Below are 17,085 nucleotides of genomic sequence, written 5' to 3' on the forward strand. Positions count from 1 at the left end.
CATGCAGCCGAGCATGGGCTCGGCTCTACATGGATGCGGACCCCGGTCCGCACGCTTTATAGTGTCGCCCATGAATAAACGGGCCAAGGGCGCAAAGCGCCCGCTCACCTATCTGTCCGCCGCACTGCTCGCCTTGGCCAGCAGTTCGGCGCTCGCCCTGGGGTTGGGTGACATCCGGGTCCTGTCCAAGCCGGGCCAGCCCCTGCTGGCTGAAATCCCGGTGGTCTCGGCCGATCCGTCCGAGCTGGAAAACCTGCGCGTGGCGCTTGCCTCACCGGTCACCTTCGAACGTGTCGGCCTGCAGCGGCCAACCGGACTGGTCAGTGAACTGCAGTTCGAACTGACCCGCGACACGCAGGGCAGGGCAGTGGTGCGCGTCACCTCGCAGGCGCCGGTGGAGACGCCGTCGCTGAGCTTCCTGATCGAAGCCGACTGGGGTCAGGGCCGCCTGGTGCGTGAGTACTCGGCGCTGGTCGATGCGCCGCCCAGTGCGCTGGCCGTGGCCGAGCCAGAGATCGTCGCACCGGCCGGCACGCTCTCCAATACCATCGTGCGCGAACCTGCACCGGCTTCGGCAACGGTGCCGGCAGCAGAGACGCCCACTACGCCGCCATCTGCGGTGGTGCCTGCACCGGCACGCCCGCGTGCGGCCTCCGCGCCGGTTGCTGCACCGGCGGCCGATGGCAGCATCACCGTGCAGCGCGGGCAGACCCTGTCGCAGATCGCCAGTGCAGTGGCACGTGGCAACCAGGTCAGTCGCGACCGCGCGATGATCGCCCTGCTGCGTGCCAATCCCGAAGCCTTCATCCGGGGCAACGTCAACCTGCTCAAGCAGGGGGCGGTGCTGCGCATGCCAGGCAGCGATGCGCTTGCTGCGGTCGACGCTGCCGAAGCGGCGACGCTCGTGCGCGAGCACGCTGCGCAATGGCGGCAGGCGCGTACCGTGCCGCAACCCGCGGGTACCGTCGCCCCGGTCGCCAAGGCCGCAACCACGAACGCTTCTTCCCCGCCTGCCGCCAACGGGGCACGACTTGAGATCGCTCCGGCGCTGGCGTCCGACGCCGCGCACGCGGGCACAACCACCGGCACCGCTGCCGGCAGCGAGGGTGACATGCTGGGCAACGAACAACTGCGCCAGGCGCGTGAGGACATCGCCACCCGCGATGCCGAGATCGGCGAGCTGAAGCAGCGCGTGGCCGACCTTGAGAAACTCAAGGAACAGCAGCAGTCGCTGATCGCGATGAAGGACAACGACCTGGCCGCCGCGCAGCAGCGCCTGGCGCAGGCACCGGATGCCCGCGATGCGGCAACGCCGTGGTACTGGCTGGGGCTGCCGGTACTGCTGCTGGCGGCGGGCGCGGCCTGGCTGCTGCGTCGTCGCAAGCCGTCGCCGCTGCCGCCGCTGCGTGAGGAAGACGATGCCGCCGGCCTGACCGCGGCGGTGCCGGCGGGTGCGGCGCTGGATACGCTGGCCGAGCAGTCCTCATGGTCGTCGGCTGTTGCCGACAATGGCCGCCAGGAACCGGCGATGCCCGCCTGGGCCACCGAAACCGAAGTGCATGACGTGGTGGTCGCCGAACCCGTTGCCGAGGACCTGGCGCGGGCCGGCTGGCAGACCGACACGCTGCGCGAGGAGGACGCGGTGGCATTGCCCGAAGCGGTGACCGATCTGCCGCGCTGGGACGATCCCGCAACCACCGGCGACGAGGGTGTCGTCGCCGAGCCGCTGCAGGACGAGCGCGTTGCACCGCAGGCGCCGGTCGAAGTGGTGGTGCCGGACTACGCACTGCATGCCGAACAGCAGCCGCAGTTCCGCGGCGTGTTCGATCTGCCGGCCGACGCGCATGAGAACGAGGCTCCGGTGGACGCCGCCCGTCGCGAAGCCATCGACGGCATCGACCATGGCGCCGTCGAGGCCTCTCATTCCGACGACATCGCGTCGAGCGCGGCTGCGCCTGCCGGCGACGCGGGCTGGTCGCCACGTGCCGGCCAGGAGCGCCTGGAACTGGCCATTGCCTACCTCGATCTGGGCGACGCACAGACCGCGCGCACCCTGTTGCTGGAAGTCGCCGAAGGCGGCGACCTGCACAGCCAGGCCCAGGCCCGCGAACTGCTGGCGCGCCTGCCGTGACCGAACCTGCCGACAAGGGCCTTGCCATGAGCCGCGAACGCCGCATCGACTACGTTGAATTCGCGTCCAGCGACCCGGCCGCCAGCCGCGCCTTCTTCGAGAAGGTGTTCGACTGGTCGTTCGTCGACTACGGCAGCGACTACACGGCGTTCGACGATGGCCGCCTGCAAGGCGGCTTCTTCCGTGGCCAGCCGCAGCGGGCCAGCGACAGCGGTGCACCGCTGCTGGTGCTGTATGCCGACCAGTTGGCACCGGTCGAGGCCGCCGTGCGCGACGCCGGCGGCGAGATCGTGCGCCCGGTGTTCTCCTTCCCCGGTGGCAGCCGCTTCCAGTTCGTCGAGCCCGGTGGCAACGAACTGGCGGTCTGGTCCGAACGCGATCCGGCCTGAGCGCCGCCCCATCCGCAACATCGAGGTAGCACATGCGTTATGCGCTTGGCGTCGAGTACGACGGCAGCGATTTCAGGGGCTGGCAGAACCTGGGCGAGGGTGGTCCCAGCGTGCAGGCCAGCCTCGAGCAGGCCCTGTCATCGGTGGCTGATGCGCCGCTGCAGGTGGTCTGCGCCGGCCGCACCGATGCCGGCGTGCATGGCCAGTGCCAGGTCGTGCATTTCGATACCGACGTGGTGCGCGATCCGCGCGCCTGGATGCTCGGCACCACCACCCGCCTGCCGCGCTCGATCGCGGTGCGCTGGTGCGTGCCGGTGGCCGATGATTTCCACGCCCGCTTCTCCGCACGTGCGCGCCGCTACCGCTATCGGCTGCTCAACCGTGAGGTACGGCCGGCACTGGACCGGCAGACCCTGAGCTGGGAGCGCCGGGCGCTGGACGAGACCCTGATGCACGCCGCCGGCCAGGCCCTGCTTGGCGAGAACGACTTCAGCGCGTTCCGTTCGGTGCAGTGCCAGGCGCTGCATGCGCGGCGTGAACTGCAGTCGTTGCAGGTCAGCCGCGATGGCGAAGTGATCGAAGTCGCAGTACGTGGCAATGCATTTCTTCATCACATGGTCCGCAATATCGTCGGATCGTTGATCCTGGTGGGCAGCGGTGAAAAACCGGTGGAATGGATCGCCGAACTGCTGGCCGGGCGCGACCGCACCGTAGCTGGTCCCACCGCACCGCCGCAGGGCCTGGTGTTCCTTGGGCCCCTGTACCCCGACAACTGGCATCTGCCCGCCGAGGTCACGCTATGAGCCGTTCCTACTACCGTACGCGCATCAAGTTCTGTGGAATGACCCGTGCTGGCGACGTCCGCCTGGCCGGTGAGCTGGGCGTGGACGCAGTGGGTTTCATCTTTGCCCGCGAGAGCAGCCGCCGGGTCGCACCGGCTGAGGCCCGCGCGATGCGCCAGGCGATCGCACCGATGGTCGACGTGGTGGCGCTGTTCCGCAACAACAGCAAGGAAGAAGTGCGCGAGGTCCTGCGCACGGTGCGGCCGACCCTGCTGCAGTTCCACGGTGAGGAAGACGAGAGCTTCTGCCGCAGCTTCAACATGCCTTACCTGAAGGCGATCGCCATGGGGGGCCGTGAAGAGGTCAACGCCCGCACCCTGCAGCTACGCTATCCCAGCGCTGCCGGCTTCCTGTTCGACAGCCACGCCCCGGGTGGTGGCGGCGGCACCGGCGTGGCATTCGACTGGGGCCGCGTTCCGACCGGATTGCACCGGCCGTTCCTGCTGGCCGGTGGCCTGAACCCGGAAAATGTCTACGACGCCGTGCTGGCGACGCTGCCGTGGGGCGTGGACGTCTCCAGTGGCATCGAACTGGAGCCGGGCATCAAGGACGGCTACAGGATGCGCACCTTCGTCGAGGAAGTGCGTCGCGCGGATTGCACCGTTCTGGAGTGATCCGCGTCACCTGAGTGTGATGGGAGTCACGCTTCCGGGTAATTCAGGTTCCAGCGCCAAAAAGTCGACACCCCCCGAACATCTGATCGGACACAATGCGCCCAGCCTTACCTGGCCGGGTGCGATGCCGTGTGCGTGTCGCTGGCCGCACCCTTGAGATATGCCCTACCTTTCGAACGAGGACGCAATGGATATGCCCCATCTTTCTTCCCACCGTCTCCGCCTGGCCCGCCTGACGCTCGTGCCCGGCCTGCTGCTCGCCTTGGGCGCATGTGCGGCCGGTGACTCATCCGTCCCGACAGCGTCGGCACCGGCCGCTGCAACACCGGCGGCCGCACCTGCCGCAGCGCCGGCCACGGCTCCGGCTGCCGACGGCCTGGCTGCGCTGATCCAGGCCAGTGGCGTGAAATGCAGCAACGCCAGTACGGGCAGCGGCTGCACGGCCGGTGATGTGGACAGCGGCGATTTCTACGATGTTGAACTGTCGCCGGACTGTGGCGACAAGGGTTTCTTCGCCGGCGTAGCCGACGCCAAAGGCGTGGAAACGTTGAATGCGGTGCCATCCACCGGCAGCAAGGCCAGCGTGACCGCGAAGCTGTCGAAGGGGCAGCTGGTCTGCGTGCAGGGCATCGGGCGCACCGGACAGAATCCCCTGTTCTATTACGTCGTTGCGGTTCCCGCCGCGACGGTCGGCAAGTGCAAGGGCAACACGTTGTGTGACACCTATGGCGACAGGCCGATCACTGGCTTGGCCAGCACAGGGGGCGAGGCCTGCCATGCGGCGGCGCCGGGACGTTACGCCGGGAACTGCGCACAGGGCTGGGTCAGTGCGGACGTGCTCGACGTGTTTTCCAACGGAATGTAATCACCGCCAGGGGAGCGGTCCAATCAACCACTGGCAAAGGAACAGCTCATGTCGGATCCAAAAATCACCCGGCTGGTCAGCAGCGTAGGTACCACGCGCACGCTGGAAATGGACGATGGCAGTGTCATCGAACGATCAGGTGGCAGCGTCTCGTGGCGCAACAACAATCCTGGCAATCTCAAGTTTGAATTCGCCGGCAGCGCGGACAAGACGGTGACCAATCCGCGTACCCGCGAGCAGGCGCTGGAATCGGCGCAGGGGCGCTACAAGGGCGTGGTCGATCTCGACCAATGGGGCAACGCGGTCTTCGAAAGCTATGAAGCGGGCCGGGTGGCGAAGATCCAGCTGCTCGAACGCCGGTTCGGCGACAAGACCGTGGAGGAAATGCTGCCGAGCTACTCCACGAAGGATTACAGCGGCACCACCCACCACAAGGAGCAGGCGGCCACCATCTATGCCGAAGGCGATCGCCAGGGAGTCGATCTGCGTTCGAAGACCGTCGGCCAGATGAGCGTGCGCGAGCGTGAAGTGCTGGCCGACGGCATTCGCCGTTTCGAGGGCTGGCAGCCGGGTGAGGTTGCCACGCAGCAGCCACCCACGCGCGCACAGGCGGCCACGCCCGTGCAGGCCCAGGCCCAAACGCAGGTACAGACGCCTTCGGCAGCTGCGCCCGCGGCGGGCCAGACCGCGGCTGCAGTCGGCAGTGCCGCGCTCTACAACGAGGCCTATCAGCATTTCATGGCCTCGGGCCGCCAGTACGAATACGGGCGCCCCGACCATCCGCGTCCCGGTCGCGACAGCAGCCGGCTGGAGCGTGATCTCGATGGTGACGGACGCTTGGGCGTGGATTGCTCGGCATTCGTATGGCGTGGCCTGAAGAACGCGGGTTACGACGTGCGTGGCGAGAACGCCGCAGGGTTCACTACCTCGACGCTGTTCAATGGCGCGAACACGACCGCTTACGCACGCGAGCATTTCGACGTGACCTCGGCTGCCGAAGCACGCAAGCCGAACGGATCGCTGAAGCAGGGCGACATCCTGATGTTCTCCTCGTCGCAGGGCCAGCATGTCGGTATTTTCAAAGGCTACGACGCGCAGGGAAACATCCAGTTCATCGGTTCGCAGGGAAGCACGGGGCCGGCCGAAGTCACCATCCGGCCGGGTGGGTACTGGGATGGCGGAAGCACCCGCATCGTTGGTGCGCTGACACCGAAGCCGGAATTCCAGGTGCGCGCGCCGCTGCATGGCAATGGCGAACCTGCGCTGTCCCGGCCTGGCGCCACCGTGCAGCCGGCTGCATCACACCCTGCGGCCAGCGAGGTGATGAAGCAGGGGCAGCGTGGCACCGACGTGCAGGCGTTGCAGCAGACCCTCAATCAGCTCGGCGTGCGTGATGCGCAGGGCCATCGGTTGTCGGAGGATGGCCGTTTCGGTGACCACACCCGCGAAGCGGTGATCGCGTTCCAGAAGCAGCAGGGGCTGGCGGCCGATGGAATTGTCGGTCGCCAGACCACTGCCGCACTGGCGGCGGGCCGTGCGCAGGGCCATGAACCTGCAGCGGCTGCGCCGAAGGGGCCGTCGCTGAACGATGCATCGCATCCGGACCACGCACTGCACAACGCCGTCCGCAGCAAGCTTCCCAGCGTGTTTTCCGAAGAGGCTGCGGCCAATATCACCCTGCATGCAAAGCAGAACGGTATCGACGCGGCCGACAAGCTGCAGAGCATCACGGTGCAGGATGGCAAGGCGTTCGTGATGGGCACGACGCCGGGCTTCCGCACCGCTGTCGATCTGGCCCAGGCGCCGCCGTCGCTGGAGCAGACCAGTGCCAAGCTGCTGGCAGATCCGTCGCACCAGCAGCAGGTGCATGAGGAGCAGCAGCGGGTCGCGATGGGCGGTCGCTGAGGCCTGCGTTGCCGGCTCCGGGAGGTGAATGCCGCCCGGGGCCTCGTCTCATCGCAGTTGCGCTGCTGCCCACTCGGCCAGGGCGTCCACCCGTGCATCGGCCGGGCCATCCGGCCGCGCCAGCACCCAGAAGCCGCCGGTGGCGGCAAACCCCCACGGTGCGACCAGCCGGCCTGCTGCCAGATCTTCGGCTACCAGCGGCTCGGGCGCGATCGCCGGGCCCAGCCCGGCGACTGCTGCTTCCAGCAGGTAATAGAGATGTTCGAAAGCGGTGCCCAGCTGCAGCTTTGCTGGGTCCAGGCGATGTGCCTGCGCCCATGCCGGCCACGCCTGTGGCCGCGAGCTGGTGTGCAGCACTGTTTCCTGCAGCAGTGCCGAGGGCGGTGCCTGCCGCAGGCGCTGCGCCGCCGGATGTGACGGGGCCACCACCACGCCCACCCGCTCCGGTGCCAGCTCGCGGACCTGCCAGCCCCGTGGCCACGGACCCTGCGCCAGCAGCAGCACGGCGTCCAGCGCCGCCTGTGCTTCGGTGAAGCTGCCATCCAGCGCCGACCACTGCAGGCGCACGCCGGGCAGGGCGGCCTGCAGCACGGGCAGGCGCGGAATCATCCAGCGCGCCAGCACGCTGCCGCTGCAGCCCAGTACCAGTGCTGGGGAGGCCGCTGGCCGGCGCAGTTCGCGCACGCAGTCCTCGATCCCGCCGAAGGCCTCGCTGCACGCCGCCTGCAGGCGGGTGCCAGCCGCTGTCAGGCGCAGCCCGCGGCCGGCACGCTGGAACAGTGCCAGGCCCAGGTGATCCTCCAGCAGCTTCAGTTGCCGACTGACCGCACCGTGGGTGACGTGCAGGTCCTGTGCGGCGCGGCCCACGCCACCGAGGCGTGCGGTGGCCTCGAACGCGCGCAGTGCATTGAGCGGCGGAAGCAGGGAACGGCTCATGTGAGATTTCCTGACGATATGCGCCAGATAATATCCATTTTCCGGTCACGACCCGTGCGCTAGAGTATCCACCTGTCTGAACCACCGGTCGTATCCATGTCTGCCTCCCCCATTGCCGACTACCACGCCTTCCCGGATGCCCAGGGCCACTTCGGCCGCTACGGCGGCAGCTTCGTTGCCGAAACCCTGGTCGGCCCGCTGCAGGAACTGGCCCAGGCCTATGACCAGGCCCGCCAGGACCCCGAATTCCAGGCGGCCTATGACCGCGACCTGGCGCATTATGTGGGCCGGCCGAGCCCGATCTATCACGCCCAGCGCCTGAGCGATCACGTCGGCGGCGCGCAGATCCTGCTCAAGCGCGAGGACCTAAACCACACCGGCGCGCACAAGATCAACAACACCATCGGCCAGGCGCTGCTGGCCGCGCGCATGGGCAAGAAGCGCATCATTGCCGAGACCGGTGCCGGCCAGCATGGCGTGGCCAGTGCCACGGTTGCCGCGCGCCTGGGCCTGGAATGCGTGGTGTACATGGGCGCCACCGACATCGAGCGGCAGAAGATCAACGTCTACCGCATGAAGCTGCTGGGCGCGACGGTGGTACCGGTCACTTCCGGCTCGGCCACCCTGAAGGACGCGCTCAACGAAGCGATGCGCGACTGGGTGACCAACGTGCAGGACACCTTCTACATCATCGGCACCGTGGCCGGCCCCGATCCGTACCCGCGCATGGTGCGTGACTTCAACGCCATCGTCGGCCGCGAAGCGCGTGAGCAGATGCTGGCCGAATACGGTCGCCTGCCCGATGCGATCACCGCCTGCGTGGGCGGTGGCAGCAATGCCATCGGCCTGTTCCATGCCTTCCTCAACGATCGCCAGGTCGATATCGTCGGCGCCGAAGCTGCCGGTGATGGCATCAGCACCGGTCGCCATGCCGCCTCCATCGCGGCGGGTCGCCCCGGCGTGCTGCACGGCAACCGCACCTATGTGCTGTGCGACGACGACGGCCAGATCATCGAGACCCACTCGGTGTCGGCCGGCCTGGACTACCCGGGCGTCGGCCCGGAGCACGCATTCCTGGCCGATACCGGTCGTGCACGGTACCTCGGCATCACTGACGAGGAAGCGCTTCAGGCTTTCCACCTGCTTGCGCACACCGAAGGCATCCTGCCGGCACTGGAATCCAGCCATGCGCTGGCGCAGGCGATCAAGCTGGCACGTGAGCGTCCGCGTGACCAGATCGTGCTCTGCAATCTGTCCGGCCGTGGCGACAAGGACGTGCATACCATCGCCGCGCGCGAAGGGCTGGTGCTGTGAGCGCGCTGCTGCGGAACAGTGGCGTGCTGCTGCTGGCACTGGGGTTGGCCGCGTGCCAGCCGCCGGAGCCGCCGGTGCTGGCACCGGCCGCCAAGGCCACCACGCAGCCTGTGCAGCAGGCTGCCAACGATGATCTTGACCCGATGGCGCGTACGCCCATTGTCGATGCCCCCTCCGAAGAAGGGACGAGCGGCGATGACGCGCCTGCGGTGGCTTCGGTGGCACTGGACCATGCCGGTGACGTGCTGGTTGGCCAGCACATGACTGACCTGAAGGCGCTGGGTCCCTGGAAGGCGCAGGGCGCGAAGGAATTCTTCGAAGGCGACTGCGAGTACTACGACGGCAAGGGGCTGCCGCCGGGCGTGTCGATGATGACCGACGACGACCGCGTGGTCCGTTTTGATCTTAAGCCGGGCGATGAGCCGGAACTGCCGGTCGAACAGCCGGGGCCGTTCGGCCTGCGCATCGGCATGACCCGAGCCCAGGCCGTGGCCCAGTTCCCGAAACCGCCGGTGTCCAGCCCGCATGCCTACGACGGTGACCAGGGCGAGTACCTCACCTGGCAGGACCCGGGTTCGGACCTGGGCATCCGCCTGGAACTGTTTGAAGGGAAGGTCACCCGGATGTACTGGGGGACCAGCGATGCGATTGAACTGATTGAAGGATGTGCCTGAGATGCCTGTATCCCGACTCGATGCCTGTTTCCAGCGACTGCGCGAGCAGCAGCGCAAGGCGCTGATTCCCTTCATCACTGCCGGTGATCCCTCGCTGGAGGCCACCGTGCCGGTCATGCATGCACTGGTCGATGCCGGCGCCGATGTGATCGAACTGGGCGTGCCGTTCTCCGACCCGATGGCCGATGGCCCGACCATCCAGCGCAGCTCCGAACGTGCACTGGCACGCGGGGCGGGCAGCCGCTACGTGCTGCAGGCCGTGGCGCAGTTCCGAGAGCGTGACGCGCAGACGCCGGTAGTACTGATGGGCTACCTGAACCCGGTGGAGATCCACGGCTACGCCGCCTTCGCCAAGGCGGCCGTGGAGGCCGGTGTGGATGGAGTACTGCTGGTCGACCTGCCGCCGGAAGAAGCCGGTGAAGCGCAGCAGGCTTTCGATGCGGCCGGCCTGGCGTTGGTGCTGCTGGCCTCGCCGACCACCAGCGAGGCACGTGCCGACAAGCTGCTGGCGCTGGCCCGTGGCTATCTCTATTACGTCAGCTTTGCCGGTGTCACCGGCGCGTCCGAGCGGCTGGACAGTGATGCTGCCAGCGCCCGCCTGCAGGCCCTGCGTGCGCGCGCTTCGGTACCGGTGGTGGCTGGCTTCGGGATCAAGGATGCGGCCAGTGCGGCGGCGATGGCGCGCCAGGCCGATGGCGTGGTGGTCGGCAGTGCACTGGTGGCGGTGCTGGCCGAAGCGGGCTCGGCTGAAGAGGCCGCGCAGCGCGCTGGAGCCTTCCTGGCCCCGCTGCGGCAGGCGCTGGATGCGTAACGGTGGTGCCGGCCGCTGGCCGGCATCCTCCTGACGGCTCGCATGCAAGGGCTGCCGGCCAGCGGCCGGCACGACCCAGCACCTAAACGTACGTCCCAGCATGGTTTTTTCAGGCTGCCCCGTGGCCGGCAAGGGGGTGCACGGGCGGGGAAAGCGGAGCTAGACTGTCTGCCTTTGCGGCCCTTGGGCCGCCCTGAACGGAAGTGTCCTCCCGCATGAGTTGGCTCAGCAAGTTGATGCCGTCCGGCATCCGCACCGACAACACCCCCAGCAAGAAGCGCAGTGTCCCCGAGGGCCTGTGGGAAAAGTGCAGCAACTGCGGCAGCGCGTTGTACCGTCCGGAACTGGAAGAGAATCTGGAGGTCTGCCCGAAGTGCGGCCACCACATGGCGATCCGCGCGCGCGCGCGCCTGGCCGCCCTGTTCGACGCCGACAGCACCACCGAGATCGGTGCGCGCCTGGGGCCGACCGACCTGCTCAAGTTCAAGGACCAGAAGAAGTACAGCGAGCGCATCAAGATCGCGCAGAAGAACACCGGCGAATATGACGCGCTGATCGCCATGCGCGGCCTGCTCAAGGGCCGTGCGCTGGTGGCCTCGTCGTTCGACTTCGCCTTCATGGGCGGCTCGATGGGCTCGGTGGTGGGGGAGCGTTTCGCGCTGGCCGCCGAAACCGCAGTCGAGATCGGTGCCCCGTACGTGTGCTTCTCGCAGAGTGGCGGCGCGCGCATGCAGGAAGGCCTGTTCTCGCTGATGCAGATGGCCAAGACCTCGGCCGCGCTGGGCAAGCTGCGTGAAGCTGGCCTGCCGTACATCTCGGTGCTGACCCACCCGACCACCGGTGGCGTGTCGGCCTCGTTCGCGATGCTGGGCGACATCAACATCGCCGAACCGCAGGCGCTGATCGGCTTCGCCGGCCCGCGCGTGATCGAGCAGACCGTGCGCGAGAAGCTGCCGGAAGGCTTCCAGCGTTCGGAGTTCCTGCTGGAGCACGGTGCCATCGACCAGATCTGCGACCGCCGCGAGATGCGCGACCGCCTGTCCGATCTGCTGGCGATGCTGGGCCGTCAGCCGGCGCCGGAGGTGGCTTGATGGGAGGCCGCAAGTACTTCGGTACTGATGGCATCCGTGGGCGGGTCGGCCAGGGCGTGATCTCGGCCGACTTCGTGCTGCGCCTGGGCAACGCCCTGGGCCGTGTCCTGGTCGCCCAGCGCGGCCAGGACGGGCGCAGGCCGATCGTGGTGATCGGCAAGGACACCCGCATTTCCGGTTACATGTTCGAAGCGGCTCTGGAAGCAGGCCTGGTGGCCGCCGGTGCCGACGTGCAGCTGCTCGGCCCGATGCCGACCCCGGCGGTGGCGTTCCTGACCCGTACGCTGGGTGTGGACGCCGGCATCGTCATCAGCGCCTCGCACAACCCGCATTACGACAACGGCATCAAGTTCTTCTCCGCCCTGGGCGAGAAACTCGACGACGCCACCGAACTGGCCCTGGAAGCGGCGCTGGACATTCCGTTCACCACCGCCGAATCGGAGAAGCTGGGCAAGGCGTCGCGCGCGCGCGAAGCGGTCGGCCGCTACATCGAGTTCTGCAAGGCCAGCGTGCCGCGCGCGTTCGACCTGCGTGGCGTGCGCCTGGTACTGGATTGCGCACACGGCGCCACCTACCAGATCGCACCGCTGCTGTTCCGCGAACTGGGTGCCGAAGTGATCGGCATCGGGGCCGAGCCCAATGGCGTCAACATCAACGCCGGCGTGGGCTCCACCCATATCGACAACCTGGCGGCCAAGGTCCGCGAGACCCGCGCCGATCTTGGCATCGCCTTCGATGGTGATGGCGACCGTGTGCTGATGGCCGACGACCAGGGCAACCCGGTCGACGGCGATGACCTGCTGTACATCCTGGCCCGCGCCTGGAAGGACGAAGGCCGCCTGCGCGGCCCGGTGGTCGGCACGCTGATGAGCAACTACGGTGTGGAGAAGGCCTTCGCCGATCTGCAGATCCCGTTCGTGCGCAGCAACGTCGGTGACCGCTACGTGCACCAGGCATTGGTCGAGGGCGGTGGTGTACTCGGTGGCGAAGCCTCGGGCCACTTGCTGTGCCTGGACCGGGCCACCACCGGCGATGGCATTGTCAGCGCCCTGCAGGTGCTGGTCGCGCTGCGCAACAGTGGGCAGACCCTGCGCCAGGCACTGAAGGGCCTGGTACGGGTGCCGCAGAAGACCGTCAACGTGCGCCTGGGCAATGTCTCGGCCAAGGCCACGGTGCAGTCTGAAAGCGTGCAGTCCGCGCTGGCTGTGGCGCAGCAGGCCGTAGCCGGCCGTGGCCGCGCGTTCCTGCGTCCGTCCGGTACCGAACCGGTGGTGCGGGTCACCGTAGAGGCCGATGACGCCACGCTGATGCAGCAGACGCTGGACCGCTTGTCCGCTGCGGTGCGTGATGCCGCCAGTTGAGGCGCCTGCTCGTCGGTACAGGAAAAAAAAAACGCCCCGAAATCCCGGGGCGTTCTCTGTTTGCGGGCAGGGCTGTGTCGCGCCTACGGCCCCGGCACCATCTTTTTCTGGCGTGCCTTGAACCCATTGAACAGCGGCGCGATCAGCGGGTTGTAACTCAGGCGGATGCGCTTGCGCAGCCAGTTGGCCGGCCGGTTGCGGATCGCGAAACGATAGATGCGTTCCGGGTCGCCGCCGATCACGTTGCGGCCGAACGGATGGGTGGTGTGCAGGTAGCGGAAGCCCTGCTCGCGCGCCACTTCGATGTGATCCTGGTCGAAATCACCGTACGGCCAGCACAGCGTATCGGACACGTCGCCGAGCTTGTCCTGCAGGACTTCGCGCGAGATCGCCAGATCCCGGCTGAGGCCTGCGCGGCGCTGCGCACGGTCCAGATCGTCGCGGCGCAGCCAGCGGGTATGGGTATGGGTGTGGCAATGCACTTCGAAGGTGCCGGCGGCGATGGCCGCACGTGCTTCGCTCCAGCGCATCATCACATCGTCACTGCGGTCCTGCTCGTAGATCGCTGCTTCGCAGCCACGATGGTCCGGCGTCGGCGGCAGCGTCGCCCCGGCAATGCCCGCGTGCGGACGTTCCGGGCCTTCGCCCATCCAGCCGGTGACCACGAACACCACCGCATGCATGCCGTACTTCTGCAGGATCGGATGGGCATACACCCAGTTGTCGAGGTAGCCATCGTCGAAGGTGATGACGATCGACCTGCGCGGCACCGGCTTGCCGGCCAGGAAGCCTGCGTACTGGTCCAGCGTCAGTGAGGTCCAGCCATTGCCTGCCAGCCACGCGATCTGGCTTTCGAAGTTTTCCGGCGACACGGTGATCATGCCCGGCGAGGGGCTGACATGGTGGTGCATCAGCACCGGAACGGTTCGCGCATCAGCCATGTCCCAGCTCCTTCAGCCACTGGTGGTAGTAGTGTTCGGTGGCTTCACCGTGGCCGTCCGGCGTGAAGCGATGTGCGCCGTGCATCCAGTCCCAGCCAGCGCGCCCCATCTGCCGCCGCCGTTCCGGGTCGTCCACCAGCAGGCGCAATGCACCTGTCAGGGCGGCATTGTCACCCAAACGGGTGAGGATCGCATTGCTGCCATCGACCACCATCTCCGGCACGCCACCCACTCGCGTGGCCACGATCGGTACGCCCACGTAAGCCGCTTCCAGGAACACGGTGCCGGCTGCTTCCTTGTGCGAGGCCAGTGCGAAGATGTCGAAGCCGGCCATCAGCCGGCAGGCTCCATCGCGGTAGCCGAGCAGGTGCACCTGGCGCTGCAGCCCGTGCTCGGCGCACATCGCCTGCAGTCGTTCCGTCACGGCCTGGCCATCGCCGACGATCACCAGGTGCAGGTCCGGGTTGGCCTTGCACAACGGCACCATCGCCTGCATCAGGTCGGCGTGGCCCTTGGGCTCGCGCAGCACCGCCACGCAGCCGACCACGATGTCCTGTTCGCCGAAGCCGAGCTCGGCACGTACTTGCGTGCGCACCTCCTGCAGGCACTGCCAGGGATCGGCCTTGCGGATCTCGCTCCAGCGCGGCGGAACCGCGATCGGCGGCACGATGCCGATGCGCTCGGTCGGAATGCCGCGGTCGGCCAGCAGCTGCTTGACGAAGCTGCTGACGGTCAATACCCGGTGTGGAAGCCCGGTATAGGTCAGCAGCGAATTGACCGGGCTCATCAGATGGCGCGAGCGCACCACCAGCGGCGTGCCGCCCAGGCGTGCACCGGCGGCGGCGATCAGCGCATCGCGGCGGCTGGTGGTGTTGACCACGTCGTAATGCTCGCGGCGCACCAGTCTCGATACCGACCACACGCCACGCAGCAGGCGCGCCAGGCCTCCCATGCGCAGCGTATGCACGGTGAAGCCGTCGTCGCGTGCCAGTGTGGCCAGGCGCGCATCGGGCTGGCACAGCAACGACACCTCATGGCCACGCGCGCGCATCACCTGCATGTGCCGGAAGATGTAGATCTCCTGCCCACCCATTCCCTTGGCGGCTTCGGTGTGCAGGATGCGCAGCGGACGGTTCATGCAGGATCGGTCCTTGAAGATCAGCGGTTGCGGAAGCGGGTCAGCGCTTCCCATGCGGAGCGGATGGCGGCAGCGTCCGGAGCCTGCTGCGGCAGCGGGCGGTAGTGCCGGTCGAGCGCGGTGGCGTTGCCGAACTTGTCGAACACGTAGATGGCATCGCCATGGCGTACCGCGCGCTGCGACCAGCTCTCCACCACCAGCGCACGTTTGCCGGTGGTGGGTGCCGCCAGCAGGTCCTGGCCAGTACTGAAGTCGCTCAATGCGTTCTCGCAGCCCAGTGCGTGGCGCATCAACGTCGGCACCCAGTCCTCATGCGAACTGGTGCGCGCCTCATGGCCGCTGGCCTGGCCGGGCCAGTGCAGCACGAACGGCACCTGCAACTGGTAGTCGGAAAAATTGCCGTTGTGGCCCCAGTAGTTCAGCTTGAGGTCGTTGAACTCTTCGGCATGGTCACCGGTGACCAGCACGATGGTGTCGTCGGCCAGGCCTTGCGCGCGAAGGTCGTCCAGCAGCGAGCCGATCAGGCTGTCGGCGTAGTGCACGGCGGTGTGGTAGCGGTTGAGCTCCGGCGTCGGGTCGTGGTCCGGTCCGAAGGACAGGAAGTCGATCTCCTTGGCCATCGGTGTGGCCACCGGCGGGTAGCCGGTGGGCAGGTGGTAGCCGGCGTGGGTGGAGTCGAGGAACACGAAGCCGAACCACGGGCGCTGCGCGGCCTGGCTGGTGCGGATGTCGGTCTGCAGTGCGGCGACGATGGCTGCGTCACGCTTGTCGGGCGTCAGGGCGGAGGGGCCCTGGTGCAGCTGGTCGCGCACGTCGGCGAAGGCCGTGCGATCGAACTCCGGGCTGTACAGCGGTGCACTGCCGTACAGGTGCAGGTCGTAGCCCTGCTGGCCAAGCACCTGGAACAGCTGCGAGCCGCGCTGTTCGTCCAGCATGCTCTGCCAGTAGCCGCCGGGGAGGCCGTAGAGCAGGCCGAACAGGCCGTAGCGGGTGGCATTGCCGGTGCTGAAATGCTGGTCGTACACGCGCGCGGTCCGGGCCAGTGCCGTCGTGTTGGGCATCAGCTCGGGGGTCATGGCGTCCTGACGCAGCGACTCCAGCACCACCATCAGCACATTCGGCCGGTGTGGGTTCTGGCAGCGCAGGGGGTGCAGCGGATACAGCAGCTGCGCATGGCGCGGGTCGGGCAGGCCGGCCTGCTGTTCGCTGATGACCCCGAGCCTGCGCATGAAGCTCTTGGCGGTGATCGGCTGTGCCCAGGGCAGGTAGTTCCACTGCGCGATGACGTCGCGGTCGCCGCGGGCATCGTAGTAGGCCGTGGCGACCTGGCCGCCGGCCATCAGCAGTGCAACCACGGCCCAGGCCTGCAGGACCCGGCGGCGGTGCGGCGGGGCAGGCAGCAGCTTCCAGCAGGCCCAGGCCAACAAGCCTTCGGCAGCGAAGATGGCGGCTACCAGCAGTCCGGCCTGCAGCCAGGTTTTCCACGACAACGCGACCTGGTCCTGCAGCGCACCGCCGAACACCATGTTCACGACCATGGCATTGAGGTGGAACCGATACAGAGTGAAAACCTTCGCATCAACCAGCAACAGGCACAGCCACAGGCCCTGCAGCAGCACGGCGCTGATGCTCAGCGTGCGTGCGCTGCGCGGCCACAGGCCCAGCAGCAGAGGCAGCAGGCCGGCAAGGGCGCCGAAGGCCAGCAGGTGGCCGGGCAGGGCGACGGCCAGATAGGCCAGGCCCACGCTGCCACCCGGGTTGTCGGCCAACGGCACGTTGCCGAGCGTGATCGCCATGGCCAGCAATGCGTTGCCGGCCACGAACAGCGACCACCAGGCCAGTCGTTGCCAATGGCGTGCCGGGCCGGAGGGCAGGGAGGTGTCGGCAGAAGGAGCAGCAGGACGCATGAAGGACGGAGGGGGCAGGTGGAACAGGGCGGGAGTCCCGGTTGTGACGGAATCGTTAATCCGCGCGCGGGTTGCGCATTGTATCGGTTTGTTTCTTCGTATCGAGTGGCGTCCCCGGGGCGATCTGTCACAATGTTCAGGTGGGCCATGAATGCGCTGGCCCTCC

At 67.6% G+C, this 17,085-nt stretch carries 15 protein-coding genes; 11 read left to right on the forward strand and 4 right to left on the reverse strand.

All coding sequences use genetic code 11. The annotated features are described in order from the left end of the window. The first annotated feature begins 70 nt into the window (after window positions 1-70). The 6 genes from RI032_RS14820 (at window position 71) to RI032_RS14845 (ending at window position 6,746) form a co-directional block, all read left to right on the forward strand. Complete coding sequence (locus RI032_RS14820; RefSeq protein ID WP_049482135.1) at window positions 71-2,131, forward strand: FimV/HubP family polar landmark protein; 2,061 nt, start codon at window positions 71-73, stop codon at window positions 2,129-2,131. Between the two features lie 26 nt (window positions 2,132-2,157). Then, a complete protein-coding gene (locus RI032_RS14825) occupies window positions 2,158-2,520 on the forward strand; it encodes a VOC family protein (protein ID WP_032952441.1) in 363 nt (120 codons plus the stop codon). 32 nt (window positions 2,521-2,552) lie between these two features. After that, the gene (truA, locus tag RI032_RS14830; RefSeq protein ID WP_010483055.1) at window positions 2,553-3,323 is read left to right on the forward strand and encodes a tRNA pseudouridine(38-40) synthase TruA; all 771 of its coding nucleotides are present in this window, start codon (window positions 2,553-2,555) and stop codon (window positions 3,321-3,323) included. Then, window positions 3,320-3,976, forward strand: a complete 657-nt coding sequence (locus RI032_RS14835) for a phosphoribosylanthranilate isomerase (protein WP_010483057.1) — start codon at window positions 3,320-3,322, stop codon at window positions 3,974-3,976. Before truA ends, RI032_RS14835 begins: the two co-directional genes overlap by 4 nt. Before the next feature lie 187 nt (window positions 3,977-4,163). Next, a complete protein-coding gene (locus RI032_RS14840) occupies window positions 4,164-4,841 on the forward strand; it encodes a hypothetical protein (protein ID WP_082587873.1) in 678 nt (225 codons plus the stop codon). Window positions 4,842-4,889: 48 nt separating this feature from the next. Further along, window positions 4,890-6,746 (forward strand): C40 family peptidase, encoded by a 1,857-nt coding sequence (locus tag RI032_RS14845; RefSeq protein ID WP_010483061.1) that lies wholly within the window; start codon window positions 4,890-4,892, stop codon window positions 6,744-6,746. Between the two features lie 48 nt (window positions 6,747-6,794). Here the strand turns inward: RI032_RS14845 and RI032_RS14850 are convergent, their stop codons facing one another. Then, window positions 6,795-7,682: a LysR family transcriptional regulator gene (locus RI032_RS14850; protein WP_019336661.1), complete on the reverse strand. Its 888-nt coding sequence runs from the start codon at window positions 7,680-7,682 to the stop codon at window positions 6,795-6,797. A gap of 96 nt (window positions 7,683-7,778) precedes the next feature. Here RI032_RS14850 and trpB point away from each other — a divergent pair, with 96 nt between their 5' ends. The 5 genes from trpB (at window position 7,779) to glmM (ending at window position 12,933) form a co-directional block, all read left to right on the forward strand. Next, on the forward strand, window positions 7,779-8,996 hold the full coding sequence (gene trpB, locus RI032_RS14855) for a tryptophan synthase subunit beta (protein ID WP_010483065.1): 1,218 nt from the start codon (window positions 7,779-7,781) through the stop codon (window positions 8,994-8,996). Further along, the gene (locus tag RI032_RS14860; protein WP_043400989.1) at window positions 8,993-9,670 is read left to right on the forward strand and encodes a hypothetical protein; all 678 of its coding nucleotides are present in this window, start codon (window positions 8,993-8,995) and stop codon (window positions 9,668-9,670) included. The genes trpB and RI032_RS14860 overlap by 4 nt, the downstream gene beginning before the upstream one ends. 1 nt (window position 9,671) lies before the next feature. Beyond that, a complete protein-coding gene (gene trpA, locus RI032_RS14865) occupies window positions 9,672-10,481 on the forward strand; it encodes a tryptophan synthase subunit alpha (RefSeq protein WP_010483070.1) in 810 nt (269 codons plus the stop codon). Between the two features lie 215 nt (window positions 10,482-10,696). Then, on the forward strand, window positions 10,697-11,572 hold the full coding sequence (gene accD / locus RI032_RS14870; protein ID WP_005410473.1) for an acetyl-CoA carboxylase, carboxyltransferase subunit beta: 876 nt from the start codon (window positions 10,697-10,699) through the stop codon (window positions 11,570-11,572). Beyond that, window positions 11,572-12,933 carry a phosphoglucosamine mutase gene (gene glmM, locus RI032_RS14875; protein WP_134959008.1) on the forward strand — a complete coding sequence of 454 codons (1,362 nt, stop codon included), beginning with the start codon at window positions 11,572-11,574 and terminating at the stop codon, window positions 12,931-12,933. The genes accD and glmM overlap by 1 nt, the downstream gene beginning before the upstream one ends. A gap of 83 nt (window positions 12,934-13,016) precedes the next feature. Here the strand turns inward: glmM and RI032_RS14880 are convergent, their stop codons facing one another. Genes RI032_RS14880 through RI032_RS14890 form a run of 3 tightly spaced genes read right to left on the reverse strand, consistent with a single transcriptional unit; the run spans window position 13,017 to window position 16,919 of the window. Continuing rightward, complete coding sequence (locus RI032_RS14880; protein WP_010483075.1) at window positions 13,017-13,874, reverse strand: polysaccharide deacetylase family protein; 858 nt, start codon at window positions 13,872-13,874, stop codon at window positions 13,017-13,019. Beyond that, the gene (locus RI032_RS14885; RefSeq protein WP_053443339.1) at window positions 13,867-15,012 is read right to left on the reverse strand and encodes a glycosyltransferase family 4 protein; all 1,146 of its coding nucleotides are present in this window, start codon (window positions 15,010-15,012) and stop codon (window positions 13,867-13,869) included. The genes RI032_RS14880 and RI032_RS14885 overlap by 8 nt, the downstream gene beginning before the upstream one ends. 20 nt (window positions 15,013-15,032) lie before the next feature. Continuing rightward, window positions 15,033-16,919: a DUF3413 domain-containing protein gene (locus RI032_RS14890; protein ID WP_322547205.1), complete on the reverse strand. Its 1,887-nt coding sequence runs from the start codon at window positions 16,917-16,919 to the stop codon at window positions 15,033-15,035. Window positions 16,920-17,085 lie beyond the last annotated feature (166 nt).

Origin of the sequence: Stenotrophomonas geniculata (assembly GCF_034508895.1) — a bacterium.
GTDB lineage: Bacteria > Pseudomonadota > Gammaproteobacteria > Xanthomonadales > Xanthomonadaceae > Stenotrophomonas > Stenotrophomonas geniculata.

Excerpts from the sequence above, each read along its gene's own strand:
- RI032_RS14820 (WP_049482135.1), top strand. The coding sequence starts at position 71 with ATGAATAAACGGGCCAAGGGCGCAAAGCGCCCGCTCACCTATCTGTCC.
- RI032_RS14825 (WP_032952441.1), top strand. The coding sequence starts at position 2,158 with ATGAGCCGCGAACGCCGCATCGACTACGTTGAATTCGCGTCCAGCGAC.
- truA (WP_010483055.1), top strand. The coding sequence starts at position 2,553 with ATGCGTTATGCGCTTGGCGTCGAGTACGACGGCAGCGATTTCAGGGGC.
- RI032_RS14835 (WP_010483057.1), top strand. The coding sequence starts at position 3,320 with ATGAGCCGTTCCTACTACCGTACGCGCATCAAGTTCTGTGGAATGACC.
- RI032_RS14840 (WP_082587873.1), top strand. The coding sequence starts at position 4,164 with ATGGATATGCCCCATCTTTCTTCCCACCGTCTCCGCCTGGCCCGCCTG.
- RI032_RS14845 (WP_010483061.1), top strand. The coding sequence starts at position 4,890 with ATGTCGGATCCAAAAATCACCCGGCTGGTCAGCAGCGTAGGTACCACG.
- RI032_RS14850 (WP_019336661.1), bottom strand. The coding sequence starts at position 7,682 with ATGAGCCGTTCCCTGCTTCCGCCGCTCAATGCACTGCGCGCGTTCGAG.
- trpB (WP_010483065.1), top strand. The coding sequence starts at position 7,779 with ATGTCTGCCTCCCCCATTGCCGACTACCACGCCTTCCCGGATGCCCAG.
- trpA (WP_010483070.1), top strand. The coding sequence starts at position 9,672 with ATGCCTGTATCCCGACTCGATGCCTGTTTCCAGCGACTGCGCGAGCAG.
- accD (WP_005410473.1), top strand. The coding sequence starts at position 10,697 with ATGAGTTGGCTCAGCAAGTTGATGCCGTCCGGCATCCGCACCGACAAC.
- glmM (WP_134959008.1), top strand. The coding sequence starts at position 11,572 with ATGGGAGGCCGCAAGTACTTCGGTACTGATGGCATCCGTGGGCGGGTC.
- RI032_RS14880 (WP_010483075.1), bottom strand. The coding sequence starts at position 13,874 with ATGGCTGATGCGCGAACCGTTCCGGTGCTGATGCACCACCATGTCAGC.
- RI032_RS14885 (WP_053443339.1), bottom strand. The coding sequence starts at position 15,012 with ATGAACCGTCCGCTGCGCATCCTGCACACCGAAGCCGCCAAGGGAATG.
- RI032_RS14890 (WP_322547205.1), bottom strand. The coding sequence starts at position 16,919 with ATGCGTCCTGCTGCTCCTTCTGCCGACACCTCCCTGCCCTCCGGCCCG.